We start from the raw sequence: 20,910 nt of genomic DNA, 5'->3' as shown, positions 1-20,910 counted from the left end.
GTACCCAAGAGGACAGCGCAATGAAGGCTATTTCGACCGTACTGTGTTTGCTGGCCTTTCCCGCGCTGGCGCAAGAAGCTCTACCAGGCTGGGCCATTCATTCGACCGCCAAAAGCTATCAAGCGTTGGTCGCGGATACGAAGGCCGCGGTCAAAGATAACGGTCTGATTGTTGTAACGCAGGCCGGGCCCACCAAGGCGGCAGCGGCCCGTGGCATCATCATTCCCGGAAACTTAGTGATCGGTGCCTTTAACAACGACTATGCAGTTCGGGTTCTGGAAACCTCGGTCAACGCAATGATCGAAGCGCCCATCCGGTTCTACGTGACCGAAAATGCGGACGGCACGGCGACTTTGTCCTACAAAACCCCAAGCCATGTCTTTGCGCCCTATGCCCAGCAAGGCGGTGAGCCACTGCAAGAAATTGCGGCGGAACTGGATAAAAAGTTTCAGGCCGTGGCGGAATCCGCAGTCAATTAGTCACACTGCCGTGAACCTGCTTGCGTCCGGACGCGTCCTCCGCAATCTGCAATGACGTAGTATTTCGGAGCATAACTAATGCAGGACCTTTCGCCCCGCGCCGCGGACCTTTTGGCCCAAAGACTTTTCGAGGCCGGATGCCGCCATGCCTTTGGTATGCCCGGTGGCGAGGTTCTGACGTTGGTGAATGCGCTGGAACAGGCGGGGATCACCTTTCACCTGACCAAGCACGAAAACGCCGCCGGTTTCATGGCCGAAGCCGTGCATCACCGCGACGGTGCACCTGCCATTCTGGTGGCGACGCTTGGCCCCGGTGCGATGAACGGGATCAACGTGGTCGCCAACGCCTTGCAGGACCGGGTGCCGATGATCGTGCTGACCGGTTGCGTCGATGCGGATGAAGCGCTGACTTATACCCATCAGGTTATGGATCACGCACAGGTCTATCGCTCGATCACCAAAGGAACCTTTAAACTGACGGCACAGGGCGCGGATATCGTGGCAGACAAGGCCGTATCGCTGGCCAACCAGCCGCGCCCCGGGCCGGTGCATATCGACGTTCCGATCTCGGTTGCGGATATGCGTGTGTCCGGCGTCAAGAAGCGGCGACTTGTCAGGGCTGCAGCCGTCGCGCCAGAGGGCAATTGCCTTGAAAAAGCGCGCCGTTGGGTGGCTGACGCGGAACGTCCCATTGCGATTGTCGGGCTGGACGTGCTGTATGACGGGTCGCGCAATATCGTGCAGGCGTTTCTGGAACATTTTGGCATCCCCTTTGTCACGACTTACAAAGCCAAGGGAGTTGTGGCTGAAGATCACCCCCTGTGCCTTGGCGGGGCCGGATTGTCACCGCTGGCCGACAAACACCTTTTGCCGCTGGTCGAACAAGCCGATCTAGTCTTGTGCCTTGGCTACGACCCTATTGAGATGCGCCCAGGCTGGCGCGAGGTCTGGGACCCCGAAGAAAAGCGCGTTATCGACATCTCGGCTGTGATCAATGACCACTATATGCATCAGGCCAGCCTGAATATGGTCGCCGATACGGGTGCTACGTTGGAGGCCATGGCAAAGGGCAACCCTGCCCGCGATACGTGGCCGGGCGGTGAACCCGCACAGGTCAAAGCCGCGCTGGCTCAGGCGTTCCCGACCGACGAAGAATGGGGTCCCGCCGCCGTCATCGCCGAAACCCGTGCAACCCTGCCTGCCGAAACGCTGGCTACGGCCGACAGCGGCGCGCATCGTATCTTGCTGAGTCAGATGTGGGATTGTTCCGAGGAACGCGGACTGATCCAGTCCTCGGCGCTGTGTACCATGGGCTGCGCCGTGCCAATGGCGATTGGTCTGAAACTGGCCGAACCAAACCGCCCGGTTATCAGTTTTTCGGGCGACGCCGGGTTCCTGATGGTCGCCGGAGAGCTGTCGACCGCCGCCGAAATGGGCGGAAACCCGATCTTTCTGGTCTTTGTCGATGCAAGCCTCGCGTTGATCGAGCTGAAACAACGTCAGCGCCAGATGGGCAACAGAGGTGTCGATTTCGACCGCCATGACTTTGCCGCCATGGGCCGGGCGTTTGGCGGCAACGGTCACACCGTTCGAAACCGCGAGGAACTGCGCACTGCCCTGAATGAGGCGTTGAAGGCCAACTCTTTCACCGTGATTGCCGCCGAAATTGATCGTGGAGGCTATGATGGCCGGATCTGAAGGACCGCTGAAGGGCGTCAAAGTCCTGGACCTCAGTCGCATTTTGGCCGGACCGACCTGCACGCAGTTGCTGGGCGATCTGGGGGCCAGCGTGATCAAGATCGAAAACCCCACGACCGGCGGGGATGACACCCGCCAATGGGGCCCTCCTTACGTCGAAGACGCGCAAGGCAACCGGTCCGATCTAAGCGCTTATTTCATGTCGGCCAACCGCAACAAGAAATCCGTGGCTATCGACATCACCACGACCGAGGGGCAATCTGAAATCAAACGGTTGGCCTCGCATGCGGACATTCTGATCGAGAACTTCAAACCCGGCGGATTGGCGAAATACGGTCTGGACTACGCCACGTTGTCGCAAGACTTTCCCAGCCTAGTCTATTGCTCGATATCGGGTTACGGCCAGACCGGGCCAAATGCGTCTAAGCCGGGTTATGACCTGATGGCGCAGGGGTACGGTGGGATCATGTCGCTGACAGGCGAACCCGATGGCGCGCCGATGAAGGTGGGCGTGGGCATCGCCGATGTTATGTGCGGAATGTACGCAAGTGTCGGCATTCTGGCCGCCCTGCGCCACCGCGATCAGACCGGCGAAGGCCAGCAGATTGATCTGGCGCTGGTGGATGCGCAGATTGCCTGGTTGATCAACGAAGGGGTGAACTACCTGACCTCGGGAAACGTGCCCCAAAGGCGCGGCAACGGACACCCAAATATCGTGCCCTATGACGTCTATGAAACCGCCGATGGCCACGTCATTCTGGCCGTTGGCAATGACAGTCAGTTCCGACGCTTCTGTGAATGCATCGAGCACCCCGATCTGGCTGATGACCCCCGTTTCGCCACCAACCCCGCCCGGCTGGAAAATCGTGACGCATTAAACGCCGTGCTGCGTCCGGTGGTGAAGACCCACGCGTCTGAGACCATGATTGCGCATCTCGAGGCCCGCAAAGTTCCGGTTGGCCCGGCACAGACTTTGGATCAGGTTTTTGCAACCGATCAGGTCGAAGCCCGCCAGATGCAGATCGCGATGCAGGCCGAACCGGGCGACGTTCAACTGATCGGGAATCCGCTGAAACTGTCGCGCACACCTGTAACATATCGGGCTGCCCCGCCCGTCTTTGGGGCCGATACGCAGGCCGTTTTACGCGCTAAAAACCCCTTTGACGATTGAAACACTGTGCCCGTTTCGGCGGCATGTTGCTGAAACATGCCCTTGAATCGGCGGTTTTTTTCAATTTTTGTCCACACGGCATTTCACCAATTCGAGAGCAGGGCCGATACTGATACGACCCGCCCACAGTCTCTGATACATCAAGTGCTGTAGATATTCTCGATTGGATCGGAACATGAACATGAAGCAAGACGTTTTCGGACAGATGAACACCCTTAGCCACCCGGCAAGTGCCGAGGCGTGGGATGGTGTTCTGCTTGGGTTCATGGCCCATGCCGCCGTTACGCCACAGCATCTTGGCAAGGTTCTTGAGCTTGAGCCCGATTTTGCCCTGGGTCACGCGATCAAAGGCTTGTTCATGGTCCTGCTGGGCCGCCGCGAGATGATGCCGGTCGCCGTCGAAGCAATGGCAGCCGCCAACAGCGCCATGGAACGTCAGCCGGTCTCGGCCCGCGAACGGCTCTATGTCGAAGCTCTGGGACTGTATCTGGCCGACCTGCCCACGCAAGCCATCCAAAAGTTCGAAGAGATTCTGCGGGATCACCCACAAGACTCGCTGGCCATGAAACTCAGCCACGCGACGAGATTTGTACTTGGCGACTCGGAAGGGATGCGCCGGTCGATCGAGCGCGTTCTGCCCGCTTATGAACCCGATCATGCCGGCCGCGGTTACCTGCTGGGTTGTCATTCCTTTGCATTGGAAGAGACCGGTGCCTACGAAAAGGCCGAAATCGCCGGGCGACAGGCGCTGTGGATGGTGTCGGACGATGCCTGGGGTCTGCACGCCGTTGCACACGTGCATGAGATGACAGGCAACGCGCAGCTGGGCCTTGATTGGCTCGCGGGTCGCGAAGAGGCTTGGACCCACTGCAACAACTTCCGCTATCACGTCTGGTGGCACAAGGCGCTGATGCATCTGGATCTGGGTCAGGTCGATCAGGTGATGGAGCTGTATGACAACTACATCCGTCAGGACAAAACCGACGACTACCGCGATATCTCGAACGCCACGTCCCTGCTGTCACGGCTTGAGCTTGAGGGGGTCAACGTGGGCAACCGCTGGGAAGAACTGGCGGATCTCAGTGCGGCGCGGACCGAAGATGGTTGTCTGATCTTTGCCGATCTTCACTATCTTCTGGCCCTGACCGGCGACAATCGCCCAGAGGCGACCAGCAAGATGTTGCAGCGTATTCAGAAAGATGCGCAGCGCAATCAAGGGGACACCCCGATCCGCATGTCCGATCCGGGCATTGCGGCCGCCAAAGGACTTGAGGCCTTTGGCGAAGGCCTTTACGGCGACGCCTTCGACTTTTTATCAAACGCTCGAGCAGGTATGCAACTGGCAGGTGGAAGCCACGCCCAACGTGATGTATTCGAGCGCATCACAATTGATTCCGGCCTGCGCGCCGGCCGCCTGGATGCTGTCGAGCGCATCCTGGATGACCGTCGCGCCAAAAGAGCCGGGGGCGAAGACAATTACGCTCTTGCGCGCCGCACATTGATCGATGCGGCACGCGACAACGGAGACGCACAAAGCGTCCCTGCTGAATAACAAAAACTAAGACCAAGAAGGACAGAATACGTATGGCGACAGTTTCGCCCGCTTCTGATTTTGCGCCAGTGGCTGCCTCTGCGGCGGCGCCTGCCCGCACGCGCGACCCGCGCCTGGATTTCTATCGCGGTATCGCGATGTTCATCATCCTGATCGCCCATATCCCAAACGATCCATGGGCAAAGTGGATTCCCGCGCGGTTTGGATTCTCGGACGCGACCGAGATTTTCGTGTTCTGCTCGGGCATGGCGTCGGCGATTGCCTTTGGCGGAGCGTTCCTGCGCAAGGGTTGGTGGATGGGCACCGCCCGCGTCTCGTTCCGTATCTGGCAGGTCTACTGGGCGCATATCTGTCTGTTCTTCTTTGTCGCCATGTCAATGGCGGCGCTGGATCAATCGGGGCTGTTTGAAAAGACCTACGTGTCGTCTTTGAATTTGCAGCACTTCTTCAACGATCCTGCGCCTCAGATCGTGGGTTTGTTTACGCTGACCTATGTTCCGAACTATTTCGACATCCTGCCGATGTACTTGGTGGTTCTGGCGATGATGCCCATGTTTATGGGCCTCTACCGGATCGGGTTTTGGGCGGTCGCCGCAGCATCTGTCGCGATTTGGCTGGTCGCGCAGACCGACGTTCTGGACCTACCGGCCGAGCCGTGGTCTGAGCGGCAGTGGTTCTTCAATCCTTTTGGTTGGCAGCTGCTGTTTTTCACCGGCTTTGCATTCATGCGCGGCTGGATACCGGCCCCCCCGGTATCGAAAACCTTGATCTGGGCGGCAGCACTGTTCCTGATCTTCTCGATGCCTTTTGGTTCGTGGAAGGTGTTCACATGGATCAACGCAGTGGCCCCAGATCTGGCTGACGAAATCCGCAAGGTCTGGCCGGTCACAAAAGAGTTCCGCGACAAAACCGATTTTGGCCTGTTCCGCTATCTACATTTCCTGTCACTCGCCTATCTGGGCTGGGTTGTCGCCGGGGAACATGGACATCGCCTGATTGCAACCGGTCAGGGTACCGCGGCCAAGGTCTGGCAGTTCCTGCTGACCGTCATCACCAAAGTTGGTCAGCAATCATTGGCAGTGTTCGTATTTTCGATGGCTGCAGCACGACTTATCGGCGTCGGTCTGGACCTGAGTGGGCGGGATGTTGCCAGTGTTTTCGTCGCCAACATGATTGGCTTTGCGATGATCATCGGCGTGGCATACATGGCCGCTTGGTTTAAGTCACAACCTTGGAAGTCTAAGAAATGAATTTTACACGTCGCGCATTTCTGGTCTCAACGTCGGCGCTTGCATTTGCGCCCGCGACCTTCGCCACCGGCGGCGAGGTCCCATTTGACCGCAATGTCGTCATTGAGATGGCCCGCGATCTGGCCAGCCGACCTTATGCGGAACGCGAAATGGTGCCGCAGGAATGGCAGGATCTGACATACCAGCAATACCGATCGATCCGGTTCCGGCTGGACCGCGCGCTTTGGTATGAAACGGAAACGCCCTTCAACGTCGATTTCTTCACACCGGGCCTGTACTTCCCGCGCACTGTTAAAGTTGAAACCGTTGAAAATGGAATGGCTACTCCGGTCGCGTTTGATCTTGAGATGTTCGACAAATCCGAGGACGTCCCGAAACTGCCAATCGACGACACTCTGGGCTTCTCCGGCCTGCGTCTGCGCACCGAAATGCACCGCCCCGGCCAGACCGATGAGTTCTGCGTCTGGCAAGGAGCCAGCTATTTCCGCGCTATTGGCCTGCATGAGGTCTATGGCCTCTCCGCCCGTGGTCTGGCCCTGAAAACCGGCGACCCGGATGGAGAGGAATTCCCCGAATTCATCCGGTTTTGGCTGGAACGCCCAAAACCCGGCCAGCGCGATATGGTCGTCCACGCGCTGATGGACAGCCCCAGCGTGACTGGTGCGTATCGGTTCAATGTCACCGCCGGTGCGGATTGCGTCATGGATATCGAAGCCAAACTATTCCCACGCGAAGAGCTGACGCATGTGGGTATCGCCCCCGGCACGTCGATGTTCCTGTTCGATCAGACCAACCACAGCCGGTTTGACGACTTTCGCCCTGCCGTACACGACAGCGATGGTCTGTTGGTGCGCAACGGTGCTGGAGAGGTTCTGTGGCGGCCATTGGCGAACCCGACCCGCCTGCAGATTTCGTCCTTCGTCGACACCAACCCGCGCGGCTTTGGCCTTATGCAGCGGAAGCGTGAGTTCTCGGATTACGCGGATCTTGAGGCGAATTATCACAAACGCCCCAGCCTGTGGGTCGAACCCGGTGCGGATTGGGGCAAGGGCTCGGTCACGCTGGTTGAAATTCCGGCGGATCAGGAAATCTACGATAACATCGTTGCCTACTGGCGCCCTGCCGAACCCTATACGGCTGGCAGCCAGGTCGACCTGTCCTATCGCCTGATCTGGGGGGATGAGCCCCAGCGCACTCCGATGGCGCGCGTGATCAACACGGCCATGGGCGACAACACGTTTGGTGAAGGGCGTCTGGCCGTCATCGATTTTGAAGAAAGTGAGCTGTTTGACGACCCGGAGGCGATGACCATTTTCGTGGACTCGCCACACGCCGAAACGTCCGAAGGCGTACTGCAGCGCAACCCAGAAACAGGGGGTTTGCGGCTTGCGTTTTCGTTCGAGCCCGGCGACCGCGACCATGTTGAATTGCGCGCGCAGTTGCTGAAAGACAAACAGCCAGCCTCTGAGGTCTGGCTATACCGTTGGACCTCATGAGCAGCGACCTTCATATCATGCCGCCTGAGACGCCTCTGGCCATGCCTGCGCAGGATTTCAGCGCAGGGTTTCGGGATGCACAGGTTCCTGATGCCAAACGTCCCTCGGCCGGGTTCTGGCGTGCGCTGGCGTTTTCGCCCGCAATGGCGGCGACGCTGGGACTGTTATGGGTGATGACGGACTGGTTCGACGCCGAAGGCATCAACCTGATCGAGGCCATCCTTCTGACACTGATTTCATTCAACTTCTTCTGGATTTCCTTCACCGTCTGCACCGTACTGCTAGGTATGGTTTCCCTGTCCCGGCAGGAGCGCCCCGTACGTCAGGGTCGCGCCCAACCGCTGCGCGTTGCCCTGTTGACGCCGGTCTATAACGAGGTTCCCTGGAACGTGCTGGGCAATGCCCGGACCATGCTTGAAGACTTGCAGGCGCGCGGTGGGCAGCATCACTATGCCATGTTCATCCTCTCGGACACGCGCGACCCGGAGATCGCCGCACAAGAGCAAGCCAGTGTCGAGGCGCTGCGTACCACCCTCGTCCCCGGGCTGGAACTGTATTACCGCCGTCGCGAACAAAACACCGACCGCAAGGTTGGCAACATCGCCGACTGGGTCAGCCGCTGGGGTGCCGAGTGGAATGCCATGCTGGTATTGGATGCCGACAGCCTGATGACTGGTCGCGCCATAGCCCGATTGACCGATGCGCTGGCCCGGGACCCGGGCGCCGGTTTGATCCAGAGCTATCCTCAGCTGATCGGGGCACAATCGGTCTTTGCGCGAATGCAGCAGTTCGCCAATGGCGTCTATGGAATTGCTTTTGCCGAAGGGCTTGCGCGCTGGTGCGGTCAGGAAGGCAATTATTGGGGCCATAACGCCATTATCCGCACCCAAGCATTTGCCAATTGCGCGGGTTTGCCGAAACTGCGGGCGCTGAATGGTCAGGAAAAACTGATCATGAGCCATGACTTCGTCGAGGCCGGTCTGTTGCGTCGGGCCGGTTGGGGCGTGCGATTCCTGCCCCGCATTCGCGGGTCTTATGAAGAAACACCGCCGACACTGATTGATCACGCCCTGCGCGACCGGCGCTGGTGTCAGGGCAATTTGCAGCACCTGAAGCTGTTGGGCTCAGCCGGATTTCAGTCGGTTTCACGGTTCCACATGTTCCACGGCGCAGTCGGATATCTGATGTCGCCGCTTTGGTTTGCGCTGCTGGTGATGTGGGCGCTGATCGGTCAGGGTGAGGATGCCTCGGTCCTGCACTATTTCAGCCCAGACAATCCACTGTTCCCGCAATGGCCCGAGATGACGGAAACCCGCCATGTGCTGATCATTCTGGTCATGTACGCGATGCTGCTTGCGCCAAAGGTGCTGGGTGTTCTGGCCCTGCCGCTCAGCGGTGTGCGCTATGCCGAATTCGGTGGCGGGCGCAAATTCCTGACCTCATTCCTGGCCGAGGTTGTTCTGTCGATCCTCTACGCCCCCATTCTGATGGTGCAACAGATGATCGCCGTCATTCGTACCACCGTTGGTATCCAAAAGGGCTGGTCCCCTCAGGCGCGGGATGGCGGCAGCTATGGTCTGCGCACGCTGATCCTTTGCCACACGGTCGAAACGATCAGCGGCGCGGCCCTTAGCGTGGGCATCCTGTCCGGTCTTGTATCAATCTGGTTGGCTCCGATCGCGATCAGCCTTGCCTTCGCAATCCCCTTGTCCGCACTCAGCGGCGTGTCAGCCGGTGCAGCGCGCCGTATGGTTGGCATGAAAGAGGACTTTAACGAGCCCGCAATCACACGCTCGGCCCGTCGTTACAGGGATGAACTGAAGAATGTGATCGAGGGTAAAGGCGTGATGACCCCTGCCGAGTGATCAGCCACCCGGCAGGCCTTCGTACCAGTCAATCATCATGTCAGCCCAGCCTTTGGGCACCGAATGACCACCGGGGAACAGCGCGAATTCCAGCGCGCTGCCCTCGTCACACCCGCTCCAGTATCGGCGCATGAAAGAACCAGTGGTCGAGAACCCGCTGGGCTTCGTATCAACGCAGCCATTTGCGATGCGCCAAATCTCGAGCCCGGCAAAGATGTCGCCCTGATGAAACCGGCCACCGCCCAGCAAGCGCCCTTCCAGCGGCACCACATTGTCCGTCCAGCCATGGGTGTGGAACATCCGAATAGGCCCATCACAAGACTCAGGATCCGGACGCCAAAACCCGCCAGACACCGGTACATAGGCCGAGAATGTGTCGGGTGCCGCGCAAGCAAGGTAGTAGACCATGAAGGCCCCTGCCGAAAATCCGCCCAGAACGACCCGGTCCGTATCAACGCCAAACCGATCCGCGGCATTCTGAACCGCTTCGGTCAAAAAGGCGGTTTCATCGCGTCCTTCCCAACCCGGAAAGAAGTTCCAGCTTTGCCGCCCGTTGCGCTCCGACCCTTCTGGCGCCATTACAGCGTAGCCGCGCTCCAGCAGAGGTTCCACCATGCCTCGGTTTTTCAACGTACCGGTGGCGGTGCCACCATAGCCGTGTAGAAACACCACCAGCGGAGGGTTCTCATCTTCGGGCAGTTCGATGTGATATCCACCCGAGGTGGTCTCGCACATACCCTCCTGATCGGCACAGGCGGCCAGCCCCGACTGCCCGACCAGCGCCAAACCCGTTGCCAGTGTTAATTCCCGGATCATACTGCACTCCTGTCGTAGTCGCGAACCGGCAATCCGGCGCGCACCCATCCCGGCCCGGCGGCCGACCCCAACATGCCTTCGGGCACATCAATAATATTCGTAAATCCTGCCTCGGTCAGCCGGTTGCCCAACCGCGCCGAGCGCACACCCCGCGCACAGATCAATGCAATTGCCGCGCCCTTGTCACCTTTGACGAGCTGCGTCAGAGCGGGAATGAAATCATCACGGCGCATGTCCAAAGATTGGGCGCCCTCTCCGATCCCGGTGGACTGCCACTCTTTCGGGGTTCGAATGTCCAGCAACAATACGTCTCCGGCCTCGGCCTGCGTATGTGCATCCTGCACGCTAAGTTGCCGTCCCGCATAGTCAGGCGGAATAAGCCGGTATTCGCGTATCGCAAATCCCCCCGCCGCTGCGGCACCGCCTCCGATCAATATCCACCTGCGGGATCGGTTTATGTTTCGGGCCACGTCGCACCCTCCTGACCTGACACCAGGTTTCTATCACAGCGCAGAATTGGAATCCGCGCCGAATTTATCCTGGCAGTTCAAGTTCACGTCATTTTTGCAGGCAAAAGCCGCAGCCTCGCTGTGTTGGCGCGCGGCAAATGAGTTGTATTAGCTGGACAGTAAGAAAATTATCCTTACAAAATCAGTACTACTTGACCGCCCAGAACGGAGTATCGCACTTGTCCCTATTCCTCATCGCGGCCCTTCCTTTTCTCGGCGCTGTTTTTCCAGCTCTTCTGATCAGGGCAGGACGAAATGCAGCTGCTTCTGCTGCTGGGTTGACCACATTTCTGGCGCTGATGGGTCTGTTGATCCACATCCCGTCTGTGATGCGAGGCGACGTTGTAACTGCGCGGTTCGAGTGGATACCTGCCCTTGGGTTGAACGCGAATTTCATGCTGGATGGGTTGGGTTTCCTGTTTGCTCTGCTGATCCTTGGGATCGGGTTGCTGATCATCCTGTACGCACGGTTCTACCTGTCGCGCGAGGACCCGATGGGGCAGTTCTACACCTATCTTCTGCTGTTTCAGGGCGCGATGGTCGGGATTGTTCTGTCCGACAACATACTGCTTTTGCTTATCTTTTGGGAACTCACATCGCTTAGTTCCTTCCTGTTGATCGGATATTGGAAACACCTGCCCGAAGGACGTCAAGGTGCGCGGATGGCGCTTGCAGTGACCGGCTCTGGCGGGTTGGCAATGATCGCCGGGATGCTGATCCTGGGCAATATCGTCGGGTCTTATGACCTAAGCGTAATTTTGCAGAACAAAGAGCTGATCCAGGCGTCACCCTATTACCTGCCCGCGTTGATCCTGATCCTGCTAGGTTGCTTTACCAAGTCGGCGCAATTCCCATTCCATTTCTGGCTGCCCCACGCCATGGCGGCCCCGACACCGGTCTCTGCCTACCTGCACTCGGCCACCATGGTGAAGGCCGGGTTGTTTCTGATGGCCCGGATGTGGCCCGTTTTGGCCGGCACCGACGCTTGGTTCTACATTGTTGCCACAACTGGACTTATTACCATGCTGATGGGCGCGGTGATCGCTCTGTTCAAGGATGACCTCAAGGCCCTTCTGGCGTTTTCGACCGTGTCGCATCTGGGGTTGGTCACCATGTTGCTGGGCTTTGGCACAAAGATCGCCGCCGTAGCCGCGATATTTCACATCATCAACCACGCCACGTTCAAGGCCGCGCTGTTCATGACCGCCGGGATAGTGGACCATGAGACCGGCACCCGCGATATCAAGAGGCTGGGTGGTTTACGCCACCTGATGCCAATTACGTTTACGATTGGCACGATCGCCGCTCTGTCGATGGCGGGCATACCGCCGCTGAACGGGTTTCTATCCAAGGAAATGATGCTGGAAGAGACCGTTCACACCACTTGGCTGCACTCTCATTATCTTGTGCCGGGTCTGGCATTGTTGGCGGCGCTGTTTTCAGCGGCCTATTCCTTCCGGTTTGTCAGCCACGTGTTCCTGGGTCCGGAGCGGCATGATTACCCGGCCCATCCGCATGATCCGCCAGTTGGTCTGTGGCTGGCGCCTGCCTTCCTTGTCGTGCTGGTGGTTCTGATCGGATTGAACTCTGCCGCCATCGTGGGCCCATTGGTCGCTGTTGTGTCCAGCGCGGTCATTGGCGGTGAGAAGTTACCCTATTACTCGCTGAAACTGTGGCACGGCTTCACACCTGCCCTCTATATGTCCGTGGTGGCGACACTGGGCGGTCTGTTCCTGCTGAGCTTGCATCGGCATGAAGAGAAAATCTGGAATGCCCTGCCACGCCCCGAGGCCAAGGTGATCTTTGATACTGTGATCGGCGTGCTGACAAAACTCAGTCGGTTGATCACCGATACTTTGCATAACGGCGTCCTCAGCCGTTACGCGATCATTATGATCGGTTTCACCCTTGCGCTGGGTTATTATGCCTATACAACCGGCACGATTGGCCCCGACACGCGAGAGGCGCTGCCCATTCAGATCATACCGCTTATCGGATGGATCTGCCTTGTGGGTGCAACGCTGGCGATTATGTGGTTCCACCGCAATCGCCTGTTGTCGCTGGTGCTAATTGGTGTTGTCGGCCTGATCGTTTCGATGGCCTTCAACTATCTGTCCGCCCCGGATCTGGCGCTGACGCAGATCTCGGTCGAAGTGGTCACGATGATCCTGCTGCTGCTGTCGCTGAACTTCCTGCCCACGGATACGCCCTGGGACAGCAGCGCCGCGCGCCGCTGGCGCGACGCTGCAATCTCAGTCGTGGCGGGCATTGGTTCGGGCGCGTTGATCTATGCGCTGCTGCTGCGGGATTTTGCCTTTCCGACGATTTCGGAATTCCATCTGGCGAATTCTTACAAAGGTGGTGGCGGCACCAATGTGGTCAACGTCATCCTCGTGGACTTCAGGGGATTTGATACCTTTGGCGAAATCATCGTTCTGGGTATTGCCGCGCTTATCATTTTTGCCCTGACCGAGGCCGTTCTGGGCACCAATGTCCGCAGCTACCTGCTGAACCGGAAACCACATTGGCCGCAATCGGGGGACTCGCATCCGTTGATGATGGTGGTCGTGACCCGGATGATGATGCCCATCGCGCTGATGGTCGGGGCTTATATCTTTTTCCGCGGCCACAATCAGCCGGGCGGAGGTTTCATCGCGGGCCTTGTCGTCGCAATCGCCTTCCTGATGCAATACATGGCCAGCGGTTATACTTGGGCCATCGAACGCCAGAGGTTCTACTACCATGGCTCCATCGGCTGGGGCGTGCTGATTGCCGCCGCTACTGGTCTGGGTGCGTGGTTTAACGATCGTCCGTTCCTGACCAGCGATTTTGGCTATATTCACTGGCCACCGCTGGAAGAGTTCGAATGGGCCACCGCCATCCTGTTCGACACCGGCGTTTTCCTGGCTGTTCTAGGGGCCGTGATGCTGGCGCTGGACAGCCTGTCCCGATTTGCGTGGCAACCGGGTATGGCGCAGGAATTCCCGATGGATATCAACCCATTGCGAGACAATCCGCCGCAAGAAGAAGAAAGCAAGGAGCAGGTCTGATGGAAGCGCTCGTAGCCTCTGCCGTTGGCGTCATGACTGCTGCCGGGATATTCCTGATCCTGCGCCGCCGGACCTTCCCTGTCATTCTGGGCCTGTCTCTGCTGACTTACGCCGTGAACGTGTTCCTGTTCGCAACGGGCCGATTGGCTTTGGACGCGCCTGCTGTTTTGAACAAATACAAAGAGGTGCCCTATACCGATCCGCTGCCGCAGGCTTTGGTGCTGACGGCCATCGTGATCTCGTTCGGAATGACCGCTGTGATCGTGATGATCGCACTCAGCGCCTACCTGTCCTCGAAGGATGACCATATCGACATGAACGCCCATGACAGCGTTGACGCGCCGGGAGAAGACGCATGAACCATTGGATCGTTGCGCCAATCGTCCTGCCCGCGATCCTGGCCCCGTTCATCATCATGGTCCTGCGCTTTCACCTGGACCTGCAACGCATCTTTTCGGTCGCTGGGGTGGTGGCCCTGTTGGGGATTGCCCTGACCGTCACCGCACAGGCGGCAGGCGGCGATATTCAGGTTTATGAACTGGGCAACTGGCCCGCGCCCTTTGGCATCGTTCTGGTGCTGGACCGGCTATCGGCCATGATGGTGCTGCTGACGGCGCTGCTGGCTTTGCCGATCGTTCTTTATGCGATCGCGTCCGGTTGGGACGACAGGGGCAAACACTTCCATGCCCTATTCCACTTTCAGTTGATGGGCGTCTGCGGCGCATTTCTGACCGGCGATGCCTTTAACCTATTCGTTTTCTTCGAAGTTCTGCTGATCGCGTCCTATGGCCTGATGACGCATGGGGGCGGTGCAGTACGGCTGAAGGCTGGGGTGCAATATGTGGCCTATAACCTGCTTGGTTCGACCCTGTTCCTGTTTGCTTTAGGCACGCTTTATGCTGTCACCGGAACGTTGAACATGGCCGACTTGGCCGTGCGGGTGGCCGAATTGCCAGCGGATGACACCGCCCTGCTGCGGGTTGGTGCAGTTTTGCTGCTGTTGGTGTTCTGTATCAAGGCCGCTGTCTTGCCGCTGCATTTCTGGCTACCCGCGAGCTATGCCAGCGCGCCCATGCCAGTAGCCGCCCTGTTTGCGATCATGACCAAGGTTGGCGCCTACTCGATTCTGCGGATGTACACACTGGGCTTCGGCCCAGAGGTCGAGGCTACGCAGGGGCTTGTTGGTGCTTGGTTACAACCCGCCGCTTTGGTGACGCTGGCCGTTGGTGCCATCGGCATTCTGGGCACACAGCATATCGCGCGTATGGTGGCGTTCTGTGCCATCACATCGATGGGAACTTTGCTGATCGCGATCTCGCTGTTCACTGAGACGGCGACGGCAGCAGCGTTGTACTATGTCTATCACTCAACCCTGGCGACCGCGCTTATGTTCCTGGTCGCCGATCTGGTGATGGAGCGTCGGGGCGGCGCGATTGCCCCAACGGCTCCGATGCCGCAAACGGGTCTGATCTCGGCTCTGTTCTTCGTGGGGGCCATTGCGCTGGCGGGTATGCCACCGCTGTCGGGCTTTATCGGCAAACTGCTGGTTCTGGATGCCGCGCGCGACGCCCCGGATGCAAACGCTATCTGGGCCGTAATCCTAATCGGTTCCTTCGTCACAATCGTGGGTTTTGCCCGGGCAGGCTCATTGATCTTCTGGAAAAGCCATGATGCCCAGCACAACACCGAAATGAATCCGGAGAACGAAGAAGAAGCCCAGCCCGTACCTGCGCCCGAGCCGAACCCCGCCCTGACCTTCACGGCCGTGTTCGCAATGGCAATAGGCCTTGTTCTACTGACGGTGTTTGCCGGGCCTGCGCTGGAGTATACCAACAAGACGGCGGAACAATTGTTCACACCCGAAAACTACATCGCAGCCGTATTGGGAGGCGACGCATGATCAGACTTCTGCACCGGATTTTTCCGCACCCGCACCTGACATTCCTGCTGACCATCGTTTGGGTCCTGCTGGCCAACAACATGACCCTGAATTCGCTGGTCTTTGGCCTGATCCTGGGGATTATCATCCCCTTTATCACCCAACCATACTGGCCTGATCGCCCAAAGCTGCGCAACTGGCCTATGGTTGTTGAATACATCCTGGTCGTACTGTGGGACATCGTGGTCGCCAACGTCACTGTCGCCCGGATTATCCTGTTCAAACGCGACGCAGATCGTCAGCCGGCCTGGATCTGTGTCCCGCTGGAATTGCGCACCCCCGAGGCGATCACGGTGCTGGCAGGTACAATCACCATGACACCCGGCACCGTCAGCAGCGATCTGTCTGCGCAGGGGCATAACCTGCTCGTGCATTGTCTGGATGCACCCGACCCTGACGCCGTGCGAGATCAGATCAAAAGCCGCTATGAGCGTCGCCTGAAGGAGATTTTCGAATGATCGACATTGCAATCGCCTTTGCATTCGCCTGCTTCGGCGCGGCCATTATGATGTGCCTTTGGCGGATCATCACCGCAGACGGCGTCGGCACCCGCGTTCTTGCGCTGGATACGATGGTCATCAACACGATCGCTCTGTTGATCCTATATGGTCTGACTCTGGGAACAGAAGTGTTCTTCGAATCTGCCATGATCATTGCCATGCTGGGCTTTGTCTCAACGGTTGCCTACGCGCGCTTCATGCTGCGTGGCAATATCATTGAGTGAGGGTGGTATGAGTTTCATCATAGAACTTCTGATCGCCTTCTTCCTGGTCGTCTCGGGCATATTCGGCTTTGTCGGCTCATACGGGATGATCAAGCTGAAAGACCCGATGTCCCGCCTGCACGCACCCACCAAGGCGACGACCCTGGGTGTGGGTGGCGTGTTGCTGGCATCGATCTGCCACTCGGTTCTGATCGAACAGCACCTGTCGCTACACGAACTTCTGATCACATTGTTCCTGTTCCTGACCGCGCCGATCACAGCCCTGTTCATTGCCAAATGGCACATTCACCGCCATGAAAAGCCCAGCGATCTGCCAGATGCGGGCGAGGATGAACTTTGGGCTACGCACGCTGTTGAGCAGGTCGAAGACGTCCCTGATCACAGCAAGTCCTGAGTTTGATGCACCACCCACCGCTGCCCCTAACCCGCGATCTGGTTTTAATCGGCGGCGGTCACACTCATGCATTGTTGCTGCGCAAGTGGGGCATGAACCCCCTGGCTGGCGCACGGGTGACGGTGATCAACCCCGGTCCCACGGCGCCATATTCGGGGATGCTGCCGGGCTTTGTCGCCGGGCACTACGCACGTCAAGACCTGAACATAGATCTGGTCAGACTAGCCCGCTTTGCCGGCGCGCGGATCATTGTGGGCGCGGTTTCCGGCATCGACCCAGAACGGCGCGAGGTTCATGTGCCAGACCGTCCTCCGGTGGCGTTTGACGTGGCTTCAGTCAATGTCGGAATTACATCGGACATGCCCGCCGTGCCGGGTTTTGCCCAGCATGCGGTTCCGGCCAAACCGTTGGGCCCGTTTGCTGCCAGATGGGTAGAATATCTGGAAAGATCAGGTGAAGCCTCGGTCGCTGTGATCGGCGGCGGGGTGGCCGGTGCCGAGCTTATCATGGCTATGGCCTTTGCCTTGCGCACCAAGGGGCGCACCGCGCACCTGACCCTGATTGACAGCGCACATGCCCTGACTGCGACTCATCCCAAATCCGCGCAGACCATTCGCAAGGCAATGGCTGATCTGGGTATCGAAGTGGTCGAACAGGCATCTGTTTCGCACATCGCCAAGGATCACGTCGCACTGCAGGATGGCCGTCAAATCGCGGCCAGCTTTGTAACTGGTGCGGCCGGTGCAAAACCCTATGACTGGATCACGAATACAGGGCTGGATCTTCAGGACGGCTTCATCCGCGTCGACGGGCACCTGCAGTCCAGCGATACTGCGATTTTTGCTGCGGGCGACTGCGCACATCTGAGCGAAAATCCCCGCCCCAAAGCAGGTGTCTATGCAGTCCGCGAGGCCCCCGTTTTGTTCCAAAACCTAAGGGCCGCCTTGGGGTCAGGTGCCATGCGGCGGTATGAGCCGCAAAAGGATTACCTCAAGCTCATATCACTAGGCGGCAAGTCTGCATTGGGAGAACGGCTGGGGACCTCGTTCAGCGGGCCGTTGATGTGGAAATGGAAAAACCACATCGATCAAAGTTTTATGGACAAGTTTCGCAATCTGCCGCAGATGAAGCCTCCGGCCTTACCCCGCCATCACGCGGCTGGTTTAACCGAAGCCTTGGGCGACAAACCCATGTGCGGGGGCTGTGGTGCCAAGGTCGGACGCGGTGCGCTGCATACTGCGCTTGCCGATCTGCCCTCCCCTGTTCGTGCGGATGTGACTCCACTGCCCGGCGATGATGCCGCCCTGTTGCAGACCGGGGGTGCTCGGCAGGTCATGACCTCGGACCATTTGCGCAGCTTCGTGGACGATCCCGCATTGATGACGCGCATTGCAGCGGTTCACGCGCTCGGGGATATCTGGGCTATGGGAGCCCGCCCACAAGCCGCCACGGCAACGATCATCCTGCCCCGCATGTCGCCAACCCTTCAGCATCGCACCATGGCCGAGATCATGGCAACGGCCAGCGACGTCATCCGTAACGCTGGGGCCGAGATTGTCGGCGGGCACAGCTCGATGGGTGACGAGATGACGATCGGGTTCACCCTGACTGGCCTGTGCGACGCCGACCCGATCACACTGTCCGGCGCGGCACCTGGTGATTCTTTGATCCTGACCAAACCATTGGGCAGCGGCGTTCTGATGGCCGCAGAGATGGCGGGCGCGGCAAAGGGTGAATGGGTTGCGGCCGCTCTTGCACATATGGTGCAACCACAAGGCAGGGCTTCGGAAGTACTGGTAGATGCACATGCGATGACCGATGTAACGGGATTTGGTCTGGCCGGGCACCTGCTGGGCATGACCGAGGCCGCGGGTTGCGGTGCCACCCTGGATCTAGAGGCAGTTCCGGTTATGGACGGCGCGCAAGAACTGGCCGCGCAGGGCATCCGGTCAACCTTGTTCAAAGACAATCGTGCGACTACGCCCGAACTACCGACGGGCGGCAAAGCTGACCTGCTGTATGATCCTCAGACGGCCGGAGGCTTACTGGCCGCGGTACCAGCAGATCAAGAACAGATGATCTGCGAAACTTTGCGCGAAGCGGGATATCCTGCCGTAATCATTGGGCACATGACCGATGCGCCGGGGCTTCGCGTTCAAAGCTGACCCAGAATGGCTTCGATCTGCGCTGCTGTTGCAGACAAGCCAGCATCATCCAGCGCTGACGCATGGATATTTGCGATAACGTCTGACCTGCGCACACGGCTGGACTTACTATATGCAGGATCATAATGCTGTTCGATCAACGCCTGAGTCAGTGCGCGTTTGTCACCAGCGTCAATCATGTCCAGCCAACCGTTCACCACGTCATGCCCGCGGTGAAACCGCAGCGGGGAAAGGCGGTCACGGAGGCGGTCAGAGCCCGACAAAACGTCATCATAGGCGGATACCAAGTAGTCCGAACGCGCCTGAACGGAGGCTGTTATCTGGATGCGAGGGGCTTGACGCAAGGCCGCCCAAAGCGTCGGCGGCAAGATCAGAGAGCCGATTTTGGACGACTCCGCTTCAACTACCACGGGGCGCGACATGTCCAGACGGCACAGCGCAGACGACAGGGCAGACTCGAACCCCTTTTGGCTGGGTTGGCCGCCGGGCATTTCACCCAGCAAGGATCCGCGATGGTTAGCCAAGCCTTCCAGATCCAGAACCTGAACACCACGTACGGCAAGATGCGCCAACAATTCGGTCTTGGCCGTGCCAGTATAGCCGTCCAACGCAATCAGGTGATGCGGTAGCGGGTCATCATAAAGATACCGTTTCACCAACCGGCGATAAGTTCGATAGCCACCTTCGACCACTTCGGCCCGCCAGCCGATCTGTTGCAGCATCCAGGTGAATGACCCTGATCTTTGCCCCCCTCGCCAGCAATACACCAGCGGCTGCCACCCGCCTTCATGATGGGACAGGCTGTTCTCGATGTGATTGGCCGCATTCCGAAACACCAGCGCGGCCCCCAGTTTGCGCGCCAGAAAGGGGCTTTCCTGAACATAGATCGTGCCGACACGGGCGCGTTCCTCGTTGTCCAAAACGGGAAGGCTAATGGCACCGGGAAGATGGTCCTCGGCAAATTCCGCCGGGCTGCGCACGTCGATCACCGTATCGAATTCATGCGCATAGAGATTGGGCAGGCTGTCGAATTTCAGAACCATGTCAGAGGTCTATCCCGCAAAGCTGAGAATGAAAAGTCGAGCCTAAGCTTCGATCGGTTCAATCAATTCCGGCCCGCTGGCGCGGTTCGAATTCACGGTCGGGCTGACGCGATGATAGCTGAGGACATCTTCGTCCCCCGGCTGCATCAGACGCGCGGCCCCTTTTCCGGCCTCCCCCAGCCACAGCGGCCAGTCATCGGGTTCCAGAATCAAAGGCATGCGATGATGGATCGCGCTGAGGTGACGGTTGGCCGGCGTCGTGACGATGGCGCAGGTGCCCTGCCGCGCATCTTCAGGCCCCCAATCCTGCCAAACACCGGCAAGGGCAATCGGTGCGTTGTCCTGACGGAAGATGTACCATGGCAACCTGTCGCCTTGTTCCGTCTTAGTCCATTCATAGAACCCCGTCGCGGCGATCAGGCAGCGGCGTTCCCGGCATGCAGCGCGAAAGGCGGGCTTTTCGGCAAGCGTTTCCGCCCGCGCGTTGATCAACAGAGGTCCTGCGTTTTCCGCCTTGTACCAATGGGGCAAAAACCCCCAGCGCAGCGGATCAAGCGTGCGCCCAGTTTCCCCGGCGCGCACCACATGCACCTGATTGGTCGGGCAGACGTTGAAATTTGGCACCGCAGGCAAAGTGTTAGCCGGGCGCGCCGAAAAAAGCTGCGCCATTGCATCGTTGGGAAGTGTTACGGCAAACCGTCCGCACATAGGCTTTGTCCCTTTTTCAGAAATTGTAGGTTAATGTCGCCCGCACCGATA

Annotated in this window: 18 protein-coding genes; 14 read left to right on the top strand and 4 right to left on the bottom strand. The window is 58.7% G+C overall.

The window, feature by feature from the left end; genetic code table 11:
* Positions 1-20 precede the first annotated feature (20 nt).
* The 7 genes from AC2FI9_RS13740 to mdoH all read left to right on the top strand — a co-directional run bounded on the left by AC2FI9_RS13740 (position 21) and on the right by mdoH (position 9,511).
* On the top strand, positions 21-479 hold the full coding sequence (locus AC2FI9_RS13740) for a DUF302 domain-containing protein (RefSeq protein ID WP_496768334.1): 459 nt from the start codon (positions 21-23) through the stop codon (positions 477-479).
* A gap of 78 nt (positions 480-557) precedes the next feature.
* Positions 558-2,177 carry a thiamine pyrophosphate-binding protein gene (locus AC2FI9_RS13735; protein WP_496768332.1) on the top strand — a complete coding sequence of 540 codons (1,620 nt, stop codon included), beginning with the start codon at positions 558-560 and terminating at the stop codon, positions 2,175-2,177.
* Entirely contained in the window at positions 2,164-3,348 is a 1,185-nt protein-coding gene (locus tag AC2FI9_RS13730) for a CaiB/BaiF CoA transferase family protein (RefSeq protein WP_496768330.1), read from the top strand. The genes AC2FI9_RS13735 and AC2FI9_RS13730 overlap by 14 nt, the downstream gene beginning before the upstream one ends.
* Before the next feature lie 181 nt (positions 3,349-3,529).
* Positions 3,530-4,900, top strand: a complete 1,371-nt coding sequence (locus tag AC2FI9_RS13725) for a tetratricopeptide repeat protein (RefSeq protein WP_496726118.1) — start codon at positions 3,530-3,532, stop codon at positions 4,898-4,900.
* Between the two features lie 32 nt (positions 4,901-4,932).
* Positions 4,933-6,150, top strand: coding sequence for an OpgC family protein (locus AC2FI9_RS13720; RefSeq protein ID WP_496768327.1), 1,218 nt, complete (start codon positions 4,933-4,935; stop codon positions 6,148-6,150).
* Positions 6,147-7,646, top strand: a complete 1,500-nt coding sequence (locus AC2FI9_RS13715) for an OpgD/OpgG family glucan biosynthesis protein (protein WP_496768325.1) — start codon at positions 6,147-6,149, stop codon at positions 7,644-7,646. The genes AC2FI9_RS13720 and AC2FI9_RS13715 overlap by 4 nt, the downstream gene beginning before the upstream one ends.
* Positions 7,643-9,511, top strand: coding sequence for a glucans biosynthesis glucosyltransferase MdoH (mdoH, locus tag AC2FI9_RS13710; protein WP_496768322.1), 1,869 nt, complete (start codon positions 7,643-7,645; stop codon positions 9,509-9,511). Before AC2FI9_RS13715 ends, mdoH begins: the two co-directional genes overlap by 4 nt.
* On the opposite strand, the gene AC2FI9_RS13705 is transcribed toward mdoH, so the two are convergent.
* On the bottom strand, positions 9,512-10,327 hold the full coding sequence (locus tag AC2FI9_RS13705; protein WP_496768320.1) for a CE1 family esterase: 816 nt from the start codon (positions 10,325-10,327) through the stop codon (positions 9,512-9,514). It abuts the gene before it with no gap.
* Positions 10,324-10,797, bottom strand: a complete 474-nt coding sequence (locus AC2FI9_RS13700) for a rhodanese-like domain-containing protein (protein WP_496768318.1) — start codon at positions 10,795-10,797, stop codon at positions 10,324-10,326. The genes AC2FI9_RS13705 and AC2FI9_RS13700 overlap by 4 nt, the downstream gene beginning before the upstream one ends.
* Before the next feature lie 218 nt (positions 10,798-11,015).
* Between AC2FI9_RS13700 and AC2FI9_RS13695 the strand changes: the two genes are divergently transcribed.
* The 7 genes from AC2FI9_RS13695 to selD are packed head-to-tail and all read left to right on the top strand — an operon-like array spanning position 11,016 to position 19,108.
* A complete protein-coding gene (locus AC2FI9_RS13695) occupies positions 11,016-13,886 on the top strand; it encodes a monovalent cation/H+ antiporter subunit A (RefSeq protein ID WP_496768317.1) in 2,871 nt (956 codons plus the stop codon).
* Positions 13,886-14,245 (top strand): Na+/H+ antiporter subunit C, encoded by a 360-nt coding sequence (locus AC2FI9_RS13690; protein ID WP_108860216.1) that lies wholly within the window; start codon positions 13,886-13,888, stop codon positions 14,243-14,245. Before AC2FI9_RS13695 ends, AC2FI9_RS13690 begins: the two co-directional genes overlap by 1 nt.
* Positions 14,242-15,786, top strand: coding sequence for a monovalent cation/H+ antiporter subunit D (locus AC2FI9_RS13685; protein WP_496768315.1), 1,545 nt, complete (start codon positions 14,242-14,244; stop codon positions 15,784-15,786). Before AC2FI9_RS13690 ends, AC2FI9_RS13685 begins: the two co-directional genes overlap by 4 nt.
* Complete coding sequence (locus tag AC2FI9_RS13680) at positions 15,783-16,283, top strand: Na+/H+ antiporter subunit E (RefSeq protein ID WP_496768313.1); 501 nt, start codon at positions 15,783-15,785, stop codon at positions 16,281-16,283. The genes AC2FI9_RS13685 and AC2FI9_RS13680 overlap by 4 nt, the downstream gene beginning before the upstream one ends.
* A complete protein-coding gene (locus tag AC2FI9_RS13675; protein WP_058274196.1) occupies positions 16,280-16,549 on the top strand; it encodes a K+/H+ antiporter subunit F in 270 nt (89 codons plus the stop codon). Before AC2FI9_RS13680 ends, AC2FI9_RS13675 begins: the two co-directional genes overlap by 4 nt.
* 7 nt (positions 16,550-16,556) lie before the next feature.
* Positions 16,557-16,943, top strand: coding sequence for a Na+/H+ antiporter subunit G (locus AC2FI9_RS13670; protein WP_282119930.1), 387 nt, complete (start codon positions 16,557-16,559; stop codon positions 16,941-16,943).
* A 5-nt stretch (positions 16,944-16,948) separates the two neighbouring features.
* The gene (selD, locus tag AC2FI9_RS13665; RefSeq protein WP_496768311.1) at positions 16,949-19,108 is read left to right on the top strand and encodes a selenide, water dikinase SelD; all 2,160 of its coding nucleotides are present in this window, start codon (positions 16,949-16,951) and stop codon (positions 19,106-19,108) included.
* Here selD and mnmH read toward each other — a convergent pair.
* Both mnmH and AC2FI9_RS13655 read right to left on the bottom strand, forming a co-directional pair.
* Complete coding sequence (mnmH, locus tag AC2FI9_RS13660) at positions 19,099-20,151, bottom strand: tRNA 2-selenouridine(34) synthase MnmH (protein WP_496768309.1); 1,053 nt, start codon at positions 20,149-20,151, stop codon at positions 19,099-19,101. The two genes, selD and mnmH, sit on opposite strands and share 10 nt — an antisense overlap.
* A gap of 42 nt (positions 20,152-20,193) precedes the next feature.
* Positions 20,194-20,859: an SOS response-associated peptidase gene (locus tag AC2FI9_RS13655; protein ID WP_496768307.1), complete on the bottom strand. Its 666-nt coding sequence runs from the start codon at positions 20,857-20,859 to the stop codon at positions 20,194-20,196.
* Between the last annotated feature and the right edge of the window lie 51 nt (positions 20,860-20,910).

The organism is Ruegeria sp. CDSA246 (genome assembly GCF_059611225.1).
This window is presented reverse-complemented; position numbering and strand designations above follow the sequence as displayed.

Coding starts and splice junctions, on each gene's coding strand:
- AC2FI9_RS13740 (WP_496768334.1), top strand. CDS start 21: ATGAAGGCTATTTCGACCGTACTGTGTTTGCTGGCCTTTCCCGCGCTG.
- AC2FI9_RS13735 (WP_496768332.1), top strand. CDS start 558: ATGCAGGACCTTTCGCCCCGCGCCGCGGACCTTTTGGCCCAAAGACTT.
- AC2FI9_RS13730 (WP_496768330.1), top strand. CDS start 2,164: ATGGCCGGATCTGAAGGACCGCTGAAGGGCGTCAAAGTCCTGGACCTC.
- AC2FI9_RS13725 (WP_496726118.1), top strand. CDS start 3,530: ATGAAGCAAGACGTTTTCGGACAGATGAACACCCTTAGCCACCCGGCA.
- AC2FI9_RS13720 (WP_496768327.1), top strand. CDS start 4,933: ATGGCGACAGTTTCGCCCGCTTCTGATTTTGCGCCAGTGGCTGCCTCT.
- AC2FI9_RS13715 (WP_496768325.1), top strand. CDS start 6,147: ATGAATTTTACACGTCGCGCATTTCTGGTCTCAACGTCGGCGCTTGCA.
- mdoH (WP_496768322.1), top strand. CDS start 7,643: ATGAGCAGCGACCTTCATATCATGCCGCCTGAGACGCCTCTGGCCATG.
- AC2FI9_RS13705 (WP_496768320.1), bottom strand. CDS start 10,327: ATGATCCGGGAATTAACACTGGCAACGGGTTTGGCGCTGGTCGGGCAG.
- AC2FI9_RS13690 (WP_108860216.1), top strand. CDS start 13,886: ATGGAAGCGCTCGTAGCCTCTGCCGTTGGCGTCATGACTGCTGCCGGG.
- AC2FI9_RS13685 (WP_496768315.1), top strand. CDS start 14,242: ATGAACCATTGGATCGTTGCGCCAATCGTCCTGCCCGCGATCCTGGCC.
- AC2FI9_RS13680 (WP_496768313.1), top strand. CDS start 15,783: ATGATCAGACTTCTGCACCGGATTTTTCCGCACCCGCACCTGACATTC.
- AC2FI9_RS13675 (WP_058274196.1), top strand. CDS start 16,280: ATGATCGACATTGCAATCGCCTTTGCATTCGCCTGCTTCGGCGCGGCC.
- AC2FI9_RS13670 (WP_282119930.1), top strand. CDS start 16,557: ATGAGTTTCATCATAGAACTTCTGATCGCCTTCTTCCTGGTCGTCTCG.
- selD (WP_496768311.1), top strand. CDS start 16,949: ATGCACCACCCACCGCTGCCCCTAACCCGCGATCTGGTTTTAATCGGC.
- mnmH (WP_496768309.1), bottom strand. CDS start 20,151: ATGGTTCTGAAATTCGACAGCCTGCCCAATCTCTATGCGCATGAATTC.
- AC2FI9_RS13655 (WP_496768307.1), bottom strand. CDS start 20,859: ATGTGCGGACGGTTTGCCGTAACACTTCCCAACGATGCAATGGCGCAG.